The organism is Neptunomonas japonica JAMM 1380 (assembly GCF_016592555.1).
Taxonomy (GTDB): Bacteria; Pseudomonadota; Gammaproteobacteria; order Pseudomonadales; family Balneatricaceae; genus Neptunomonas; species Neptunomonas japonica_A.
Window position 1 is genome coordinate 3369859 of record NZ_AP014546.1, and the last position, 20233, is coordinate 3390091.

Below are 20233 nucleotides of genomic sequence, written 5' to 3' on the forward strand. Positions count from 1 at the left end.
CTCCTTCGCCTCAACCCTGAATATTAGGCGGCCAGTTACTGGTGTTAATTTCTGAAGTCCATTTAAGGAATTCAGCCAGCGCTTCCAGCTCTTCATCTGAAAGGTTGAACTGAGGCATACTCCGACGCCCTTCAATACCATCTACTGGACGATATTTGATAAATGCCATAATCGCCTCTTTGCTGCCGCCAAAGCGCTTATAGACATTACCCAGCTCCGGCGCAAAGTAAGCACCTTCACCTAATAAGGTATGGCAACCGATACAGTTGTTTTCTTCCCAGACTTTTTTGCCTAGAGTAACTTGCTCGGTAATATTTTCGCGATGATCCCGCTCGGGAAGCACCTTTTCAGTGTGATAAGTCAAGCCAAGGAATACCAATATGAAGAACAGACTCCCTCCATAAAAAATATTTCTTGCCATGGCTTTTGTGAATGTTTCATTCATAGAAAGCTCCGTCACCCAAGAGAGGGCCAGATTGCACAGTTAAGATTCAGGTGTGGCTATTATGGAAAGTTGTGAGCAGGAAACAATTGATCAATATCAAGTAAAACCAAAAAATATATTAAAAATACATCTTATTGATTAAAGAGCTCCATTTTCTCATTTAAATAGTCATTTATCGTGGACGTTATCTCTGTGATTGAAGCTTGCTTAGATCCATTTTCTTCGCAACTTGAATAAATGCCAACGCCGCTGGGGAAGCTCTCTTTTTACTATGAATAGCTAACCCTACATGCCTAAAAGCAGGTGGAGATAATGGTTTTACTAAATATGCTTGCTCCGCCTTTAACTGCTCACCCTCGGGCAAAGCAAGTTCGGCTAATATAGTGACGCCCTCACCTCTGCCCACCAACGCGAGAGTACTCATCACTTGGGCACTGCGAAAATGTACATTGGGAAGTAGATTTTTGGCATGAAACAAGGATGTGACAATTTCTGCTGAGCCCGCCTCTGTCATAATAAACGGATCACTACATAATTCACCTAAGCGAATGCTCACCTGTCTTGCTAACAAATGCTTTGGAGGCAGTAACGCCACCATCTGATCTTTTACAAGCTCATATGTTTCAAAGCGCTCTTCAGGCAAAACAACGAAACCGATATCAATACGTCTATCAAGAATCCATTGTTTTACGTCCTGGTCAGGCCCTTCATCAATATGCACTTCTATCATTGGGTATTGACGACGATATTCATGGAGTAACGCGGGCAACAACCTTAAAGAGGAGCTCGGCCCAAAAGAACCAATACGCAATGTTCCTGTTTTTAAACCCTGCGCATCTGCTGCCTCTTGACGGATAGTTTCGTATAAACCCATCATTTCTCGCGCACGCAGCAATAATCGAGCGCCTACTTCAGTCAACTCAGCATCCGCTTTTAAACGTATGAATAGCTGTACACCTAGTTCTTTTTCAAGCGAACGAATTGCATGAGACACTGCAGACTGACTTATACCAAGATGCAATGCGGCCGCTGTAAACCCACGATAATCAGCAACCATCACAAACGCTTCTAACTGGTTATTAGTCATGAGTAATCGCTCATTTTACTATGAAATCACATGAAGTAGATTATGCAGCTTATTTCATCTCAGGATACTTTTCCATGTCAACAGCTCTATCAGCCGAGCTAACAACGCCGCCATTAATAGGTATTTATCTGAAGCTAACAGCCGTCGCTTTTGTATGGGGAGGTACATTTGTTGCTGGGCACTCTTTGATGCAAACACTACCACCTATTACTGCTGCTACAGCAAGATTTTTTGTAGCTGTTATATTACTTATCGCTTGGGCTTACAAAACAGAAGGCGGGCTACCTAAGCTAACGGCTCAACAACTATTAGTGACTTTCTGCTTAGGTGCTACCGGTGTATTTCTCTACAACTTATGCTTTTTTGCAGCACTCTCAACACTTCCTGCAGGGCGAACAGCCTTACTTGTTTCACTTAATCCAATTACCACCGCATTAATTCTCGGCCTCCTATTTGGTGAACGTCTAGGAATAACTCGCTGGCTGGGAATCACACTCGCTTTCATAGGAGCCGCTATTATTGTCACTCAAGGAGACCTTTCTGGCGCAGCGCATGACTTGTCGAGCGCCTTTGGCCAAGGAGAGATTTATATGTTGTGTGCTGTCATGAGTTGGGCAACATATACCATCATTGGTCGTTACGCCCTTAAAGGCCTTAGCGCTCTTGTAGCGACTACGTATGCGGCTCTCTGGGGATTACTTCTGCTAACTGCTGCGATGCTATTTAACCCTCCTCAAATAAATTTCGCTCAACTCTCTTGGCTATCTATTGGGGCGATCATTTATTTGGGAGCATTTGGCACTGTCATCTGTTTTGTCTGGTATTACCAAGGCGTCAAAGCCATTGGTGCTTCAAGAACAGTAGTCTTTACCAATCTAGTGCCCGTTTTTGGTGTGTTACTGGCCATGTTGCTATTAGGCGAGCCAATATTAATATCTATGTTACTAGGGGGGGCATTGGTGATTGGCGGCGTTACGCTCACCAATCGGTCGCCATAAATGGATACATGGCTACCAAGAACACTCAATACTTTTATAACAATAAAAGTGCTATCAAAAGAACAAGTACTGGTGAATAAAGCATCAAGCCTCGCTGAATCAGGTGCTTCACACCAGCTAACTCCATAAATCCTGCAACAATCAGCAAGCCCTTTATGGCGGATATCATTAATACCAACATGATAACTTCTGAACTTGGCTGTACTTCACCTAACATAAACATAGTTAAGGTCAGGAGAATTAATATCAACCAGATCGTGAAAGGATGTTTCATCAGTGAATCACATAAATCAGTGGAAAAAGGATAACCCAAACTAGATCAACCATATGCCAGTAACACGCACCACTTTCCAAACCGCTCATGTTCTCTGGTGAATATGCGCCACGCCATAAACGTACCGACATAAATGCCAAAATCACGATACCCAAAACAACATGCAACAAGTGAAAACCTGTTAACAAAAAGTACCCTGTATAGAAATGGTTGGTATCAAGGTCGTAACCTTGCTGTGCTAACTGCTGGTATTCCCATAATTTAACGACAATATAAATGGAGCCTACAGGAATACTTAGCAATAACCACCACAGCGCACTAGCTTGGCGTTGGCGAATGACATGCACAGCCTGAGCAACACACGCACTCGACGTGAGTAGCGCTAGCGTATTCAGCAAACCAGCTTGAGGGTGTAGTGTTTGCTGCCCTGCTAGAAAAAGATCTGCATTACTGCTTCGCATATAGCTAAACAATAGAAACAACAGTGCAAATACAGAAAGCTCAGCAATGATAAAAATCCACATCGCTAGGTCGCCGGGCATATACGGGCCACGAACGTTATCTAATGGCGCGTTCACTGGCACAACAGAGTCTGAAGGAAGTAAGGACATTATTCTTTAAAAAAGTTAGCTCTATAGTGTTGTAGTTCGGCAATTGAATCACGGATATCATCCATGGCCAAGTGCGACCCTTGTTTAGTGAAATGGCTTAATAATTCGGGTTTCCAACGACGCGCTAACTCTTTTATGGTACTGACATCTAAGTTGCGATAATGGAAGTAATTTTCCAGTTCAGGCATATAACGGTTTAAAAAACGTCTGTCTTGACCAATACTGTTACCGCAAATCGGAGATGCACCTTTATCCACATACTCAGCAATAAAAGCGATGGTTTGTTGCTCAGCTTCACGCTCACTAACATTGCTTTGGTGTACTCGCTGAGTCAAACCAGATTTACCATGCTGCTTAACGCACCACTCATTCATATTATCCATTACCGCTTCCGGCTGATGAATAACCAACGAAGGCCCCTCAGCCAGAACATTTAGATTAGCATCCGTCACAATCGTTGCTATCTCGATAATATAATCAGTATCAGGATCCAAACCGGTCATTTCCAGATCGATCCAGATGAGATTATCTTTACGCGACATATATATTCCTCTTAATTAAATTGATAGCACTCTATAATGGTTCACAATTCAGAATACCTTACCACGAAGCACTATATTTCGGTGAGATGACTAGGTAGTTATTTTTAATGGCAAAACGTAAAGTTAATCGCCGTCAGGCATGGCGTATAGAAAAAGTACAACAAGAACGTGCCGACCGTGCAGCACGGAAAGACAGCAAGGTAGAAAAACAACTAGAAGGGGGGGATCTGGGCCCAGAAGAAGAAGGGCTGATTATTTCCCACTTCGGTAAACAGGTTGATGTAGAAGCTCGTGATGGCGATAAAGCCGGCCAGATCTATCGCTGTCACCTACGGACCCACTTAGGCCAACTCGTCACAGGTGATAGAGTTGTCTGGAGAGCAGGGCTTGAACACGGCGTTGTTGTTGCCGCCCTCCCCCGTAGCAGTGAACTAATTCGCCCGACCAACCACGGAGAACTTAAACCTGTAGCGGCTAATATCGATCGACTTATTATCACTTTTGCGGTGGAACCAACACCCTTCGCTAACCTGATCGACCGCTATTTAGTTGCTGCTGAGCTCAGTGAGATAGAACCCGTTTTGTTATTAAACAAAGCTGATTTAATTACTGATGAAAATAAACAGGAAATGGATGATCTCTTAGCTAGGTACCGTAAAATTGGTTACAGGGTACTCATGGCGTCTACAACGCTTGAGCAAGGACTCGATCCCTTACTCGCCGAACTAGATGGGAAAACCAGCGTATTTGTTGGCCAATCAGGGGTAGGAAAATCATCTTTAATTAATGTATTACTACCAGGTGTCGACATAAAGGTAGGTGAATTGTCAGAACTATCCCGTAAAGGAAAGCATACGACAACCACAGCACGCTTATTCCACTTCCCTAAAGGGGGGGACCTTATTGATTCTCCTGGAATAAGAGAGTTTGCACTGTGGCACATTAAGCCCGAAAAACTGCTCGATGGCTTTGTCGAGTTTCGTCCTTTCATAGGGCACTGCAAATTCAGAGACTGTAAACATGACCAAGAGCCGGGATGCGCTATACTGGGAGCTATTGAGAACGGTGACGTCAGTGCTAGCCGTATGGAAAGTTACCAACGTATTTTAGGGTCGCTGTTGGAGCAGGGGTAAATGCTGCCGATCTTGAAGCATCATTTTAAGTAGCACTATATTTAAGTACCAACAAAGAGAGTTGTAATGGAAGAGCAGGCACAGATTCAGGAAACTGAAGAAGGGAGCAATATCCTCTATGGCGTTGATGCTTGGGTAGACTACCTCAAAGACAAACCCTTCCCTGTGCGTGCCAGCAGCCTCAAACGCTTAAAAATACTGCTTAGCAAAGATTCGACCATGATCAGCCATCTAACAGCACTGGTGCGATCTGACCCTGTATTATGCCTACATGTGGTAAGGGCTGCTGAAAAAAAACATGCGGCAAAAGGCTCTCATGTAACCAGTATCGAACATGCTGTTTCCTCTCTTGGTATGGATCCTTTAACTCAACTAGCCAAAACTCTCCAGCCGGTTAAACTGAACCCGTCAAGTGTGCAGCAAAAGCAATATTTACGTACCGTCGCTAACAGCCACCATGCAGCAGTGCAAGCACGTACTTGGCAACAAATGAAGCAACTTCCGTTTACCGAAGAGGTCTATCTAGCCTCTCTATTTTATAGCATCGGCTTGTGGGCTTTATGGCTAAATGCCCCGCTACACATGCACAAAGTACGTGTGAAAATATGGGAAGAGAATATTGATCCAACCTTAGCCGAGCACGATATTTTGGGTTGCACCATGCAGCAGATATCCATGGGTTTATCTGAACACTGGGGGTTTTCTGAGCTTACATTACAAGCACAAGACCCAGATACCTCACCCTCTAAAGGCCTACTGAACAAGCTACATCAAAGAGCCTTAAGTGACCCACGCCTTAGCGAAGAAGAGCTGCGTGAGCTTAACCACTTGACGCAAGAACGTCACTTTCCAATAAAGCTCGCTAACTGGCTTTCCTTAATCGTTAGTCGGGGCTGGCGCACGACTCGTAATATCAAAACAACAGATATCATAAGCGATTACCTTGGCTTAGATACTGATAAAACGTTGGCACTGCTACATACCTTGTGTGCAGAAGCATCAAGAGAGTACCACGCACCAGGAACACTTGCCCCTGCCGCTGAAATGTTGATGATTTCATCGTCATACCCAAACAACTACAAACTGGGTAAACGTGAACTTGAACTTCTTACACCTAAGTACCCAATACCTGAAAAGCCAAAGCCAAAACCTAAAAAGAAAAAAACACCAACCCTAGCAAAACCTAAAGAACAAGTACTCACACACATACCTGAGACATTGCTGGATGAAGTTATCTACAAGCAAATTGTTGAACGCTTTGTGAAGGACTACCACTTGTATACAAAGCCTGCACATATTATTCAAGGGCTGATGCAAGGTTTGGTGCAAGGCTTAGGTTTACAACGTATCGCACTCAACTTAGTGAATACTAAAAGTCATAAAATGAAAGCCGCACAAGTTGTTGGTATAGAGAAAGATCATCCTTTTGCTAGCTACCAAATAGATTTGCAAATCCCGAGTATCTTTAAAAAGCTATGTGACAAACCTGCATGTACCTGGATCACAAACGAAAACAAACAACAATATACAAAGTTAATGCCAGATGCCTATAGCAGCCAACTTCCTGAAAATGATTGTCTAATGATGTCAATTTTCCGTGACAAGGTGCCCGTCGCCATTATATATGCTGATGCAGGTGAAACCGGTTTACCCTTTACTGCCTTTCATCATCAACGCTTTCGTTACCTATGCTCTGCGGCAACACTGGCATTAAAACGCATGTAAAAGAAGCTTTTCAGATTGAGCCATCACTCACAAATCGTTATGATCGATTTCCGGCATTCATGTGAGAGACAAACATGCTTCTCCCTCTGGTTATTAATCCAACCCAGCTTTTTTCCGTTATTAGCGAAGAAGATCTGATTATTCTTGATCTTTCTTCGCCAGATAACTACACGCAACAACACATCTGCGGTGCTATTTGGGCTGATGCTAACCGCTTGTTATGCGGTACAGCACCTGTTGCCAACAAACTGCCTAATAACCAACAGCTATCCCAACTTTTTTCTGATATTGGTATCACACCCGATAGCCATGTCGCTGTATATGATGATCAAAATGGAGCGTTAGCTGGGCGCTTTATCTGGACAATGCACTGTGTGGGACTAAAAAATGCCTCGTTTCTCAATGGGCACTTACCTGCATGGACTGATGCGGGCTATCTAACAGAACAAACCCACAATACGCCTACCCCCTCTACACTGGCAGTATCAGCTTCTGGCGAGCTTATTGCTGATAAAGACTATTTATTAGCGCATATAAAGACGAGCGACATCTCCATTTGGGATGCAAGGTCACATGCGGAATATACCGGAGAGAGAGTTGTTAACGCCGTTAAAGGGGGGCATATCCCTGGTGCGCACTGGTTAGAGTGGACCGACACATTAGCGCAGCAACAGCCTCCATTATTAGCTTCTCCCGAAGTACTAATGAAAATGATCACAACCGCAGGTATTAACCCTGAAAAAACAGTTATCACTCATTGCCAAACTCACCGCCGCTCAGGCCTCACCTACATTGCTGCGCTCCATGCCGGGCTTAGTAAGGTGAAATGCTATGACGGCTCTTGGTTTGAATGGGGAAATGCACAAGACACGCCCGTCGAAACATAAATACATACTTTCGTTACTTTTTGGAGTTTTTGGTGAAGCAGCAACTTTTTATTCTTTTTCAACACGTGGTTCCACAACACTTACTTTCTCGCTTGGCTGGCCGCCTTGCTGACTGCACAAACCCTTGGGTTAAAAATCGCTTTATCAGCTGGTTTGCGAAAAAGTATCGTATCAATATGACAGAAGCCTTAGTAGAAGAGCCAACAGCATACCCCTCTTTCAATGCCTTCTTTACCCGTGAATTAAAACCAGGAATCCGCGAGATCGATCAAGATGCTGCTGCCATTGTATCTCCGGCAGATGGTGCTATCAGCCAAATGGGCGCCATTGAACACGGTAGAATTTTTCAAGCAAAAGGACGAGGTTATGGCCTAACAACATTACTAGGCGGCTATGAAGAACTCGCTACCCCCTTTAAAAACGGTTATTTTGCCACCATATACCTATCACCAAGAGACTACCACCGAGTACATATGCCATGTAAAGGCACACTACGTGAAACCGTTTATGTACCCGGCGACCTATTCTCAGTAAACCAAACAACCGCGGAAAATGTAGATCAGTTGTTCGCCCGTAATGAACGCCTAGTAGCTATATTTGATACAGAGGCCGGACCAATGGCGATGATATTAGTCGGCGCAATGATTGTCGCTGGTATCGAAACAGTATGGGATGGACAAGTAGCACCCGTATTAAGACAAACGGTGCGAACCCCCTACTCCTCTGAGCCTAAAGCCCCTATCACACTCGAAAAAGGTGAAGAGATGGGACGTTTCAAACTAGGCTCTACTGTTGTTTTATTATTTGGCCCTAATGCCATTGAATGGATAGATACATTAAAAGCTGAGTCTGCAGTAAAACTTGGCGAAAAGATGGCTACTCACCAATAGCGCACCCGATTACACAGGATAGATACAATGAGCCAATGGCAAACACTATTGCACACATATCAAGCCACACTTTCTGAGCAGGGCGACGAAGTAATCACGGTTGCAGAGCATGATAGTCAAACATGCATAGTCCCACTTGTTCATAACAAAGCCATCAGTATTTTAGGCCCCGAAGCAGAAAAATTTCTCCAAGGCCAGCTAAGCTGCGACATGAAAGATGTTAGTGATTTAGGAAGCCGCTTAGGCGCCCACTGTAATATTAAAGGCGGCATGTTAGCGTTGTACCGCGTCATTTCTACAGAAGGTGGTTTCTGGCTACGCACGCATCAAGATATGCTAGAAGGCGGACTAAAAACCTTAAAAAGTACATCATGTTCTCTAAGGCTGAAGCCGAAGATCAAAGCGAGAGCATCATTGGATTTGGGCTTATAGGACCAGGCGCTAGTAGCTTAGTTGAGAAGCTATTCGATAAAGTGCCTTCTGAAACCGACAAAGCCATTCACGCCGGTAATATGATCGCCATCAAAGTACCTGGCGACCGTTACGAACTTTGGCTTCCCGCAGCAGAGGCAGAAGAAGCATTAACACAGCTCACACGTCTTGCTCCCCTGGGCACCACTCAAAAATGGGTTCTTGCAGAGATTCAGGCAGGCATTCCTGATTTGCGTAGCGCTACATTAGAAGCTTTCATCCCACAAATGACTAACCTACAGGCACTGAAAGGAGTTAGCTTTACAAAAGGATGCTACACCGGTCAGGAGATAGTTACGCGCCTACAACATCGCGGAAAGCTAACCAAACCCATGTACCTCGCACAGGTAAAAACAGACAAATTACCCAACGCAGGTGATCAGCTTCATAGTATTAATAAGAACAATGTTGGGCAGGTTGTTTTAGCCAGCTGGTCTGATGAAGGCGAAGCAACCTTATTAGCTGTTATCAATAAGGCGCAAGCTGATGAGCTCGCTATTCACCTTACCGACACTCTAGGTCCTGAATTGCAGCTACAACCCCTACCTTATAAGCTAGACCCCGAGCTATTCGAATCTAAGCGATAAAAAACACAAGCCGCTTCTAGCGGCTTTTCCCTTCCCCGCATTCACGATTTTTAAAACAAATAATAATTTAAACTTATCAAACATACCAAAGACCAACGTTTAATTATTAATAATTGATATTTATCAATGACAAAAAAATAAACCTTATAAATTTCTTTAATTGCTAATTTAAATATAAGTAAATAACGAATAAGCCTGTATAAAAAAAGCATTATGCAATATTTACGGCTATAGTTTTTCTTATACACCATATTAGAAACATGATTTTTCTAATTAATAATTAAGCGTAAGGAATACGGAGCACCGATTTCATAAGGCCACTCTAATGAATATTGTGAAAAGGTTTAGTTGTTGTATTATCTACCCTTCCCTCATGCCCCCTTTAATGCCTATAACATCTGTGAATGCCCAAACCGCTCAACCTACTCCAGACAAAAACAACACAAAATACTTCTCATATTCCGATGCTGGATCTCCTGAGAAGTGGGGGATTATTTCAAAATACTTAGCCCTCTTCCCAAACGCAAAACCAGCTACTATTGATACTAAACTTGATAATAATCAAATAATTAAAGACTACCAAATAATACATCTTGTAGTAAAAATAAGGCAGTGCTTGCATTATATACACGTCTCAATGCTTCAATCTTTTTACTGCGAACTATGCAGTACCACAGAGATTCATACACCGCGCCTTCTTAGAGCGCAAATATAAAACAGATAATTATGACCGTCACACCCGAAGCATTCAATAAGTAGTAAAACGTTTTCCCTAATTAATTGGTAAAACGCAGACAATTACATGGAATCAATTGGCGTGCCATTAATACTTTTCAATAACGCCAGATAAAGGGTAATCAAATGAATCAATTTTTCAGAAATTTATCACTAAAGACAAAGATAATGGGTAATGCCATTATTCTAATTTTACTTTTGTCATTATGCGCAGGGTATGCAATTTACTCGATGTATATTATCGGCAAAGAATTACATGAGATTGCTACTGAAGATATTGTTTTAATAGACCATCTCACTCGTATTGGAGCCCTCCATTCTGAACAAGCCATTGATTTTGAGCGAATCATACATACGGGTACAAGGCTTAACTCAAAAGACAGCGATTTAGAACAATTTAATCAAGGAATTAAAAAATTTGATGCCGAATCTCCTAATATTGAGGAGGAAATTCTAGCAGCTAAAACCCTAACTAGAGAAACAATAAATCTAGTTAACGATAACGATACAAAAACAAAATTTGAGAGCGTTCTTAATCAACTTAAAATAATCGACAGTGGACATAAAGCATTTATAGAGCATGCTCATTCAACGTTTATCTCATTTACCGGAGGTGATTTCCATATTGCTGAAGCATCGGCACTAAAAGTAGAGCATGAAGCGTTCGCAATAAAACACCAGTTAGAATCACTTTCACAAGAGATTACAACCTTTACCCGCAATAGCGCACTCGCTGCTGAAGAGCATGAACATCACGCCTTAATTGTTCTCAGCATTATTGTAATTATTAGCATAGTGTTGGGATTGCTCATCAGTTGGCTTATAGCGAATTCGATACTTGTCTCATTAAGAAAAGCCATCGTTACCGCATCGGGCGACCTAACCCAAGCTATTGAAACCAACAGCACTGATGAAGTTGGCGAATTACTCGTTGCAACTGAAAATTTAAGAAAACGCTTAATAGAAATGCTCTCGAAAATATCTGGCACAACGGTGCAACTATCTGCTGCGGCAGAAGAGATGTCAGTAATTACAGCACAAACTAGCTTAATTACCGAAGAGCAGTCGGCAGAAACTCAGCAAGCATCTATTGCCATGAATGAAATGGCATCAGCATCACACGAAGTAGCCATTAACATAGCGGAAACAGCACAACTTGCCACAGGAGCGAATGAACAAACAAGCAGTGGTAATCAGGTCGTTCATCAAGCAATTAAACAAATCAACAAACTCGCAAACCAAATTGAGAACTCCTCCAAAACAGTAAACGAAGTTCAACAGAACAGCGACACCATCAGCTCAGTACTAGACGTCATTAAAACCATCGCTGAGCAAACAAACTTGTTAGCGCTCAATGCAGCCATAGAAGCTGCAAGAGCGGGTGATCAAGGGCGCGGGTTTGCCGTGGTTGCCGACGAAGTACGCACACTTGCTCAACGTACGCAGACCTCAACCAGTGAAATTAACCAAATGATTGAAAAGCTACAAACCGGAGCCAGTCAGGCAGTGAAAGTAATGGAATTAAGTAAAGAGGAAGCTAATATCGCTGTTAACTACGCTGTAGGAGCGGGAGAAGCTCTGGAAAGCATATCGGAATCTGTAGATAAGATAAGCGGTAAAGCAACACAGATCTCCAGCGCTGCAGAAGAGCAAGGTTCCGTTATAGAAGAGATCAATGCCAACATCTCAAGAATTAATGAAATGTCTAATCAAACAGCAGTTGGAGCTGAAGAAACAGCAACCTCTAGCCAAGCCCTCACACGTATGGCGACTGAACTTCAGTCAATTGTTTACGAGTTTAAAACGTAAATCAAACTCCACGCCAATGTTAATTCAAACACAGGAGTAAAGTGGAGAAGTCATAAAAATAGGTTGCTTAAGCTAACAAAGAAAGAGCTGCGAGCACTCGCAGCTCTTTCAACGCGCTCCTACAAACGCCTTTAACCCAACTCATATCTTTTCATCGGGTAAAGACCAATTTATTTCTCCTCGGCCTTCCTTCAATAAATAAGTATTAGCCAGGCTGAAGTGATGGCACCCAAAAAAACCTCGATACGCGGCCAGTGGTGATGGATGAGGCGCTCTTAAAACTAAATGGCGCTCCTCATCAATCACTGCTCCTTTTTTCTGGGCATAACTGCCCCAAAGCAGAAACACAACCTGCTCGCACTCCTTATTGACCACCTCAATCACTTTGTCAGTAAACTCCTCCCAGCCTTTCCCTTGATGAGAAGCAGCACTAGATTTTTCGACGGTTAGCACCGCATTGAGCAGCAAAACCCCTTGCTGCGCCCAACTTTCTAAACAGCCGTGGTTAGCACGAGGAATTGCCAAATCACTCTCTAACTCTTTATAGATATTGAGCAACGAAGGCGGTATTTTGACACCGGATTTAACCGAAAAGCTGAGCCCATGCGCCTGTCCCGGCTGATGGTAGGGATCCTGCCCAAGAATCACGACTTTTACGCTATCTAAAGGTGTCGCTTGCAGTGCATGAAACCACTGCTCTTCTGGCGGGAAAATATCTTTGTGGTTCATTTTTTCTTGCTTCAAAAACAGCTGTAACGCTTTCATATATGGCGCTTCAAACTCGCCAGCCAAATACGCTTGCCAACTGTTTGCGGCGTCTAAGTTCATACCATTTCCACCTATTTATTTATGACTATTATCAATATCAGCATTTCTTAACATCTCATGCGTTATAACGCCACGATGCCAAAGCGAATAATAGCGTAGCTTGCCTGGCGCATGCGCAATAATGCCAGAAGCCACTATGATGACTAAAAAAATTAACGGGTCCAGCTCAGGAAAATAAACTGCTGCCAAACCTAATAACGCGATTTTTAATAGAATCACTTGCCCACGCAACTGCAACAGCCAGATGCCATCAAGGTAAACCGCTTTCAACACCATCAAACCGCCACTCACCAGTGTTACCAACAGGTATCCGTACCACTCAGATTCAGGTAGGGAAAACAGGTAGCCACCCGAAAGGCCGCAAATACCAATCAAGTGCAGACACCTAAGCCCAATACCTAACCAACGTTTGCCAGGGAGGCTACGTTGTTGAATGAAAAAACTATGCATGGATGTTCCCGAATAGCTGATACAACACAATAGCATTTTTCAAAATAACGCTCATAAAAAAAGCTGCCAAGGCAGCTTTTTTAAGATCAATGCTTCCTAAGCACGCGGACGCATAGCTGGGAAGAAAATGACATCACGAATAGAAGGTGAGTCAGTAAATAGCATTACTAAACGGTCAATACCAATACCTTCACCGGCTGTTGGCGGCAAGCCATATTCGAGCGCGTTTATGTAGTCCGCATCGTAATGCATGGCTTCATCATCACCCGCTTCCATCTCCGCTACCTGCGCTTTAAAACGTTCGGCCTGGTCTTCAGAATCATTTAACTCCGAGAAACCATTCGCTAGCTCACGTCCTGCTACGAAGAACTCAAAACGGTCCGTCACAAATGGGTTGTTATCACTACGACGTGCCAGCGGAGAAACTTCTGTTGGATACTCAGTGATAAACGTTGGCTGCTGCAACAAGTGCTCAACCGTTTTCTCAAAGATTTCGATCTGCACTTTACCTAAGCCCCAACCATCTTTGACATCAATATCCAAACGCTGTGCAATCTGACGCGCAGCATGATCATCCGCCAACGCTTCAGCTGTGATATCTGGGTTGTACTGCAAAATTGAATCAAAAACACTTAAACGCGCAAACGGCTGTGATAAGTCGTACTCGAAAGTCTCAAGTACTTCGCCCTCGTCGTTACGCACCGTATTTACGATGGTCGTAGTACCCAACACATCTTGAGCTACTTGGCGCAACATGTTTTCTGTCAAATCCATCAGATCTTTGTAATCAGAATACGCCTGATAAAACTCGATCATGGTAAATTCAGGGTTATGGCGCGTTGAAAGGCCTTCGTTACGAAAGCTACGGTTAATTTCGAAAACACTCTCAAAACCACCCACAACCAAGCGCTTTAGATAAAGCTCAGGAGCGATACGCAGATACATATCACGATCCAGCGCATTATGATGCGTTATAAACGGACGTGCCGTCGCACCACCAGGAATAACCTGTAGCATCGGTGTTTCCACTTCGATAAAGCGACGTTCAGTCAGAAATTTACGAATACCTGAGACAATTTTAGAACGTGCTTCGAACACTTTACGAGACTGCTCATTCGTGATCAGATCAACATAACGCTGACGGTAACGCATCTCAGTATCCTGTAGGCCTTTGTGCTTATCAGGTAACGGACGCAAATTTTTTGTCAGTAGTTGATACTCACCCAAGTCTACATACAAGTCGCCTTTGCCTGACTTGTGAAGAACACCGGTTACACCAATGATGTCACCTAGATCCAGACTTTTGGCAAAAGGACGTGCGGCTTTATTGACGTAAAACTGGATACGTCCACTCACATCCTGAATAACACCAAACGCTCCACGGTTAAGCACAACACGCCCGGCAATACTAACGGTATGGCCTGCGGCTTCTAGCTCTTCTTTCGTCTGCTCACCGTACTGCTCTTGCAGGTCTTGTGCGTAGCTGTCTCGGCGGAAGCTATTTGGAAAAGCATTTCCCGCTTCACGCAAGGCATTCAGTTTTTCCCGACGCTCTGCAACCAGTCGGTTTTCATCTTGTTTCTGATCTTGCTTCTGATTGTTGTCAGACATGGGTGTGGTGAACCTTTAAGTTAATAGTTTTTACAAACCAGCTTTTAAGCTAGCTTCAATAAATAGATCGAGATCGCCGTCCAGTACCTTGTCACAATTGGAAGACTGCACATTGGTACGTAGATCTTTAATACGCTGATCATCCAGAACGTAAGAGCGAATCTGGCTTCCCCAGCCGATATCCGCTTTGGAGTCTTCTAGCTCTTGTGCCGCTTCGCTACGCTTGAGCATTTCCATCTCGTACAATTTGGCCCGTAGCTGCTTCATACAGGTATCTTTGTTCTGATGCTGTGAACGCTGACTTTGACTCTGCACCACAACCCCAGAAGGTCCGTGGGTAATACGTACGGCGGATTCAGTACGGTTAACGTGCTGACCGCCCGCCCCCGAAGCACGGTAAACATCAACGCGTAAGTCCGCTGGGTTAATATCGACTTCGATGTTATCGTCAATCTCAGGCGATACAAATACCGAGCAAAATGAGGTATGACGACGGCCGCCAGAATCAAAGGGAGATTTACGCACAAGGCGATGCACGCCTGTTTCGGTACGCAGCCAACCAAAAGCATATTCACCTTCAAAGCGAATAGTCGCTGATTTAATACCCGCAACATCACCATCAGAGGCTTCAACCAGCTCGGTTTTAAAGCCTTTATCCTCACCCCACCGCAGGTACATTCGCAGCACCATATTGGCCCAATCCTGCGCTTCTGTACCGCCAGAACCCGATTGAATATCCAAAAAGGCATTATTCGGGTCAACTTCACCCGAAAACATACGGCGAAACTCAAGTGTTTCGAGCTTCGCCATTAAACCACTGACTTCGATGATGACCTCTTCGACTGTTTCTTCATCGTCTTCTTCAACCGCCATATCCAACAACTCGCGAGTATCGGTTGCGCCATGCTTTAGCGCATCCAGAGTACTGACGATAGCATCTAATGCCGAGCGCTCTTTACCGAGCTTCTGAGCATTGTCAGGGTCATTCCAGACGGCCGGGTCTTCAAGCTCTCGTTCTACTTCTTCCAGGCGCTCTTTGGTTCCTGGATAATCCAGATAGCTATAAAGCGATGCCGTTCGCTCACCGATATCCTTCAAGTCATTTATGATCGGATTGACTTCCATCGTTAATGCCCAACACTCGCAAATTCAAAAGGGGAAGTATTTTAACCGATACGCGCCCGGCTTTAAATCTTTGTAACAGTTATCTGTTAATTGTATTTTTTTGCAGCGCACAATTCGACTTTTTAACTGATATATATGAAAATAATTTGATGAAAAAACTTCTAACCCAACATAACTACATCTCTCTACTCGTACTAGCTCTCATGCTAGTTCTGTTGGCATCAATGCTGTATACACCTGCATGGGCTTTTACTGTCAATAAAGAGCAACAGGATATAGACCTTACTGGTTCAATATTTGGCTATTTATCACTACTTATTTTTTTCGTGGGTTATCTATTTGTATTAGGTGAAGAGTTTACGCGCCTGCGAAAATCAAAACCGATCATCATTGCGGCAGGGCTCATATGGCTTATTGTAGGTATTGGCTATGCGGTGCATGGAGACACCGAAACCGCGGGTATTGCCGTTCGTCACAACATCCTTGAATACGCCGAACTATTTTTATTTTTGCTCGCTGCGATGACATTTATCAACATGATGGAGGAGCGCAATGTTTTTGCTGCATTACGCAGTTGGCTTGTGCTTAAAAACTTCTCTATTTTGCAAATTTACTGGATTACCGGCACGCTGGCATTTTTTATCTCACCACTAGCGGACAATCTATCCACAGCCTTATTAATGGGCGCTGTCGTCTTAGCGGTAGGTAACAATTACACTAAGTTTGTAACCGTCGGTTGTATCAATGTTGTCGTCGCCGCTAATGCTGGCGGTGCGTTTAGCCCTTTTGGTGACATCACCACACTAATGGTGTGGCAAAAAGGCACTGTACAATTTGAGGAGTTCTTTAACTTATTTATCCCCTCCTTGGTTAACTGGCTTGTCCCTGCACTCATTATGTCATTTGTGATTGAAAAAGCTCCGCCAGCACTTAACAAAGAACAGCAACAAAATATGAAACGCGGCGGCAGTACTGTTATTTTACTCTTTCTTATGACAATTGCCGTGTCGGTAAGCGCTCATAGCATCTTAAATTTACCGCCGGTGCTGGGCATGATGACAGGGTTAGGTGTACTAAAACTCTATGGGTATTATTTATGCCAGCATGAGTCACCAATCATTGACCATGGTCACATACACCATCATCACAAAGACAATATCCAAGACATGCGCAACGTACGTGGTGACCATACCGATGTTATACGCCGTTTTGATATTTTTAATGTCGTAGAGCGAGCTTCATGGGATACCTTGATGTTTTTCTATGGCGTTGTTTTATGTGTTGGCGGGCTCTCGACACTAGGGTACCTTGCATTATTATCTGACAAGCTATACGGCTCATTAGGTACACTCTGGGCTAACTCTTTGATAGGTGTTCTCTCTGCTGTTATCGACAATATACCCGTGATGTTTGCCGTACTTACCATGAATCCTGTGATGAACACTAATGAGTGGCTTTTGGTAACACTCACCACTGGCGTTGGCGGCTCTTTGCTTTCAGTAGGTTCTGCAGCGGGAATCGCCTTAATGGGCCAAGCCCAAGGAACTTATACCTTTATAAGCCATCTGAAATGGAGCTGGGCCATTGCCTTAGGTTATGTACTCAGCATCTTCACTCATTTATGGATAAATGGAACATAGCATGCTCAACCTTCTTAGCGCCCACATGAGTACCACAAAAAAACACGCCATTAAGGTATGGGATATTTCCATTCGTATTTTTCACTGGTCGCTGGTCGCTGGTATTGGTTTCTTATGGTTTTCAGGGGAAGAAGGCGGCAATATCATGACCTGGCACATCTATATCGGCTGCGCCATGCTGGGACTCATTGTATATCGACTTTTTTGGGGGGTTATCGGAAGCCCTTATGCACGCTTCTCAGAGTTTATAAAAGGGCCATCCCACACCTTTGCTTACTTAAAAAGCATCCTAAAAGGAGAGAAAACAGATTACCTAGGGCACAATCCGCTTGGTGGCTGGATGGTCATCATACTTATGGTTTTGATATTTATTCAAGCATTCAGCGGATTATTCAGCAGTGATGACATTTTTACAGAGGGACCTTTTTATGCTCTCGTTAGCAGCAAAACCAGTGAGCTATTTACATCCATTCATCACCTTACCTTTAACATCCTTCTTGCGGCCATCGCTCTACACATTAGTGCTGTTGCTTATCATGTAGTTATCAAGAAAGAAGTATTAATTAAAAGTATGCTAACAGGAAAAAAGCATGCTCTTCAGCCAAGTCGTGTTAATACACGCCCTAACTACTTTTTTATGCTACTTTGCGCTAGTGTTGCAGCAACCGGGGTTTATCTACTGATCAGCCAGGCCTAACCCTTCCTAGCTATCATGTATTTTTTGCAACTCCAACCAAATCTCTTCGCACATATTCTCACGATAAGCTGACTGCTTAAAAATAGGAAACTCAGACTTATATACCCCCATCAAGCGATGGTTTTTCCCCGCAACGCAAGACCTTACATTGGCTAAACGATCTGCGGCCTTAACCAGTAAAGCAAGCTCCTCTGCTCCGTGGACATGAGCCATCTTTTCATATGTTTTAGCTTTTCGCTCTTTTCTTGTTTTGCCAGGCTCGTCCGTCACAATCGCTACGCATTCCGAGACAAAAGCACCGAATTCACTAGTAATGATATCTAATGCCACATCTGTATCTTCAACAACATCGTGTAAGTAAGCGATAACTTCAGCAGTTTCTCCGTGCTGCTTCACTAAAGATGCAACAGCGTCAAGATGCACTGAGTACGGCTTCTCACCATACATTTGTGTGCCATGAGCATTAATCGCAAAATTACGCGCTTTCTCTTTCATATCACCACCTGCCAAACCTATATAACCATGACAGTTCATAACAAGCCTTAGTTCGATAATACTCCTGAGGGTATATCTAAGCAAAAAGTGTCAACCCATAAAAAAACGAAGCTAAGTGCTTCGTTTTTTTGTATCAAGATTCGCGTTACTCTTTCTCACGAAAATCATCATGACACCCTTTACAGGTTTTGCCTAGTTGACCAAATGCCGGTTTAATAACACTCATATCACCAGATTGTGCCGCCACAGCCAGTGCTGCAGCATTTTCTGCTAAAGCGTCCATTCCTTTATCAAACTCAGCTTTGTTTTCCCATATTTCAGATTTAGCATCAGTATCGCCCATATCTGAACCCTCAATAAAACCTTCGCCGGGCATTTTTGCCAAAACAGCCACTAAGTCAGCTCGACGAGAAAAATCAGCTGCATCAAAGTCAATCTTTCCTTTGACCATGCCAACCATCGGCCCAAAGTTCCACTTTATCGTTTTGAAAACACCTTGGCGGTATTCAATAGCATCTTCGACTTTGTCGGCCACCGCTAGGTTACTTCCCATTAAGACTGCTGCGGCCAAACCAATTGCATAAATCTTTTTCATTACGACCTTCCTTTGATTGCTCAGTAATATTAGTTGGAACTAATTTATACTATCAGCGGATTTTTACAATTCAAACACAGGTTTTAACTGCTCCAACCATATGCTAATACGCTCATCTGTTTCTGAAAATTGGCAATCATCATCCAACGCTAGGCCTACAAAAAACTTCCCATCTTCGGTTAACGCTTTAGAAGCCTCAAACTTATAGCCTTCTATTGACCACTGCCCATGTACGTTGGCACCTGCTTGTTTCAATAGGTCATGAAGTAAGCCCATCGCATCTAGAAACCATTCCCCGTAACCAATCTGATCCCCTAAACCAAACAAGGCACACGGCTTCCCTTGTAAGTTTAAGTGGGCAACCTCATCCCAAACATCTTGCCAATCTTCCTGTAGCTCACCAAAATCCCATGTAGGCATGCCAAAAATACAAATATCATAATCTGTAACACCTTCTAGGCCTAAATCTACAATGTTGTGCAATACAGCCTGCGACCCTAGTTGCTCAACTATTAACTCTGCAGCACGCTCAGTATTGCCTGTTGTCGATCCATAAATAACGCCGACCTGCTTATTCATAACTACCCCACATTCAACA

General features: G+C 43.5%; 22 protein-coding genes. 10 read left to right on the forward strand and 12 right to left on the reverse strand.

Annotated elements, in window-relative coordinates:
- Positions 1 to 10: 10 nt before the first annotated feature.
- Together NEJAP_RS15865 and NEJAP_RS15870 are read right to left on the reverse strand one after the other, a co-directional pair.
- Positions 11 to 445: a c-type cytochrome gene (locus tag NEJAP_RS15865; RefSeq protein ID WP_201348137.1), complete on the reverse strand. Its 435-nt coding sequence runs from the start codon at positions 443 to 445 to the stop codon at positions 11 to 13.
- 184 nt (positions 446 to 629) lie between these two features.
- Complete coding sequence (locus NEJAP_RS15870; RefSeq protein WP_201348138.1) at positions 630 to 1532, reverse strand: LysR family transcriptional regulator; 903 nt, start codon at positions 1530 to 1532, stop codon at positions 630 to 632.
- Between the two features lie 74 nt (positions 1533 to 1606).
- Between NEJAP_RS15870 and NEJAP_RS15875 the strand changes: the two genes are divergently transcribed.
- Entirely contained in the window at positions 1607 to 2530 is a 924-nt protein-coding gene (locus NEJAP_RS15875) for a DMT family transporter (protein ID WP_201348139.1), read from the forward strand.
- A gap of 34 nt (positions 2531 to 2564) precedes the next feature.
- Here NEJAP_RS15875 and NEJAP_RS15880 read toward each other — a convergent pair whose 3' ends face one another.
- From NEJAP_RS15880 to orn, 3 genes are read right to left on the reverse strand one after another with little or no spacing between them, the layout of a single operon-like run.
- Positions 2565 to 2804: a cytochrome C oxidase subunit IV family protein gene (locus NEJAP_RS15880; protein ID WP_201348140.1), complete on the reverse strand. Its 240-nt coding sequence runs from the start codon at positions 2802 to 2804 to the stop codon at positions 2565 to 2567.
- Complete coding sequence (locus NEJAP_RS15885; protein ID WP_201348141.1) at positions 2804 to 3415, reverse strand: cytochrome c oxidase subunit 3 family protein; 612 nt, start codon at positions 3413 to 3415, stop codon at positions 2804 to 2806. Before NEJAP_RS15885 ends, NEJAP_RS15880 begins: the two co-directional genes overlap by 1 nt.
- Positions 3415 to 3957, reverse strand: a complete 543-nt coding sequence (gene orn / locus NEJAP_RS15890; RefSeq protein WP_201348142.1) for an oligoribonuclease — start codon at positions 3955 to 3957, stop codon at positions 3415 to 3417. Before orn ends, NEJAP_RS15885 begins: the two co-directional genes overlap by 1 nt.
- A gap of 107 nt (positions 3958 to 4064) precedes the next feature.
- Here orn and rsgA point away from each other — a divergent pair, with 107 nt between their 5' ends.
- The 7 genes from rsgA (at position 4065) to NEJAP_RS15920 (ending at position 12194) form a co-directional block, all read left to right on the forward strand.
- On the forward strand, positions 4065 to 5090 hold the full coding sequence (gene rsgA / locus NEJAP_RS15895; RefSeq protein ID WP_201348143.1) for a small ribosomal subunit biogenesis GTPase RsgA: 1026 nt from the start codon (positions 4065 to 4067) through the stop codon (positions 5088 to 5090).
- A gap of 66 nt (positions 5091 to 5156) precedes the next feature.
- A complete protein-coding gene (locus tag NEJAP_RS15900; protein WP_201348144.1) occupies positions 5157 to 6815 on the forward strand; it encodes an HDOD domain-containing protein in 1659 nt (552 codons plus the stop codon).
- Positions 6816 to 6889: 74 nt separating this feature from the next.
- A complete protein-coding gene (locus tag NEJAP_RS15905) occupies positions 6890 to 7702 on the forward strand; it encodes a sulfurtransferase (RefSeq protein ID WP_201348145.1) in 813 nt (270 codons plus the stop codon).
- Positions 7703 to 7734: 32 nt separating this feature from the next.
- Positions 7735 to 8592, forward strand: coding sequence for an archaetidylserine decarboxylase (gene asd / locus NEJAP_RS15910; protein WP_201348146.1), 858 nt, complete (start codon positions 7735 to 7737; stop codon positions 8590 to 8592).
- Positions 8593 to 8619: 27 nt separating this feature from the next.
- Complete coding sequence (locus NEJAP_RS19400; protein WP_236590964.1) at positions 8620 to 9024, forward strand: hypothetical protein; 405 nt, start codon at positions 8620 to 8622, stop codon at positions 9022 to 9024.
- Positions 8964 to 9650, forward strand: coding sequence for a YgfZ/GcvT domain-containing protein (locus NEJAP_RS15915; protein ID WP_236590965.1), 687 nt, complete (start codon positions 8964 to 8966; stop codon positions 9648 to 9650). Before NEJAP_RS19400 ends, NEJAP_RS15915 begins: the two co-directional genes overlap by 61 nt.
- Before the next feature lie 861 nt (positions 9651 to 10511).
- On the forward strand, positions 10512 to 12194 hold the full coding sequence (locus NEJAP_RS15920; RefSeq protein ID WP_201348147.1) for a methyl-accepting chemotaxis protein: 1683 nt from the start codon (positions 10512 to 10514) through the stop codon (positions 12192 to 12194).
- A gap of 141 nt (positions 12195 to 12335) precedes the next feature.
- On the opposite strand, the gene ung is transcribed toward NEJAP_RS15920, so the two are convergent.
- The 4 genes from ung to prfB form a co-directional block, all read right to left on the reverse strand.
- The gene (ung, locus tag NEJAP_RS15925) at positions 12336 to 13022 is read right to left on the reverse strand and encodes a uracil-DNA glycosylase (RefSeq protein ID WP_201348148.1); all 687 of its coding nucleotides are present in this window, start codon (positions 13020 to 13022) and stop codon (positions 12336 to 12338) included.
- 15 nt (positions 13023 to 13037) lie between these two features.
- Positions 13038 to 13472, reverse strand: a complete 435-nt coding sequence (locus NEJAP_RS15930; protein WP_201348149.1) for a hypothetical protein — start codon at positions 13470 to 13472, stop codon at positions 13038 to 13040.
- 96 nt (positions 13473 to 13568) lie between these two features.
- Positions 13569 to 15083 (reverse strand): lysine--tRNA ligase, encoded by a 1515-nt coding sequence (gene lysS, locus NEJAP_RS15935; protein WP_201348150.1) that lies wholly within the window; start codon positions 15081 to 15083, stop codon positions 13569 to 13571.
- A gap of 30 nt (positions 15084 to 15113) precedes the next feature.
- On the reverse strand, positions 15114 to 16208 hold the full coding sequence (gene prfB / locus NEJAP_RS15940) for a peptide chain release factor 2 (protein ID WP_201348151.1): 1095 nt from the start codon (positions 16206 to 16208) through the stop codon (positions 15114 to 15116).
- A 149-nt stretch (positions 16209 to 16357) separates the two neighbouring features.
- Between prfB and nhaD the strand changes: the two genes are divergently transcribed.
- Positions 16358 to 17848, forward strand: coding sequence for a sodium:proton antiporter NhaD (gene nhaD / locus NEJAP_RS15945; RefSeq protein WP_236590966.1), 1491 nt, complete (start codon positions 16358 to 16360; stop codon positions 17846 to 17848).
- A 25-nt stretch (positions 17849 to 17873) separates the two neighbouring features.
- Complete coding sequence (locus NEJAP_RS15950) at positions 17874 to 18545, forward strand: cytochrome b/b6 domain-containing protein (protein ID WP_201348152.1); 672 nt, start codon at positions 17874 to 17876, stop codon at positions 18543 to 18545.
- A 6-nt stretch (positions 18546 to 18551) separates the two neighbouring features.
- Here NEJAP_RS15950 and NEJAP_RS15955 read toward each other — a convergent pair whose 3' ends face one another.
- The 3 genes from NEJAP_RS15955 to fldB form a co-directional block, all read right to left on the reverse strand.
- Positions 18552 to 19040 carry an HD domain-containing protein gene (locus NEJAP_RS15955; protein WP_236590967.1) on the reverse strand — a complete coding sequence of 163 codons (489 nt, stop codon included), beginning with the start codon at positions 19038 to 19040 and terminating at the stop codon, positions 18552 to 18554.
- A 145-nt stretch (positions 19041 to 19185) separates the two neighbouring features.
- Positions 19186 to 19635 carry a c-type cytochrome gene (locus NEJAP_RS15960; protein ID WP_201348154.1) on the reverse strand — a complete coding sequence of 150 codons (450 nt, stop codon included), beginning with the start codon at positions 19633 to 19635 and terminating at the stop codon, positions 19186 to 19188.
- Positions 19636 to 19698: 63 nt separating this feature from the next.
- Positions 19699 to 20214, reverse strand: a complete 516-nt coding sequence (gene fldB, locus NEJAP_RS15965; protein ID WP_201348155.1) for a flavodoxin FldB — start codon at positions 20212 to 20214, stop codon at positions 19699 to 19701.
- Between the last annotated feature and the right edge of the window lie 19 nt (positions 20215 to 20233).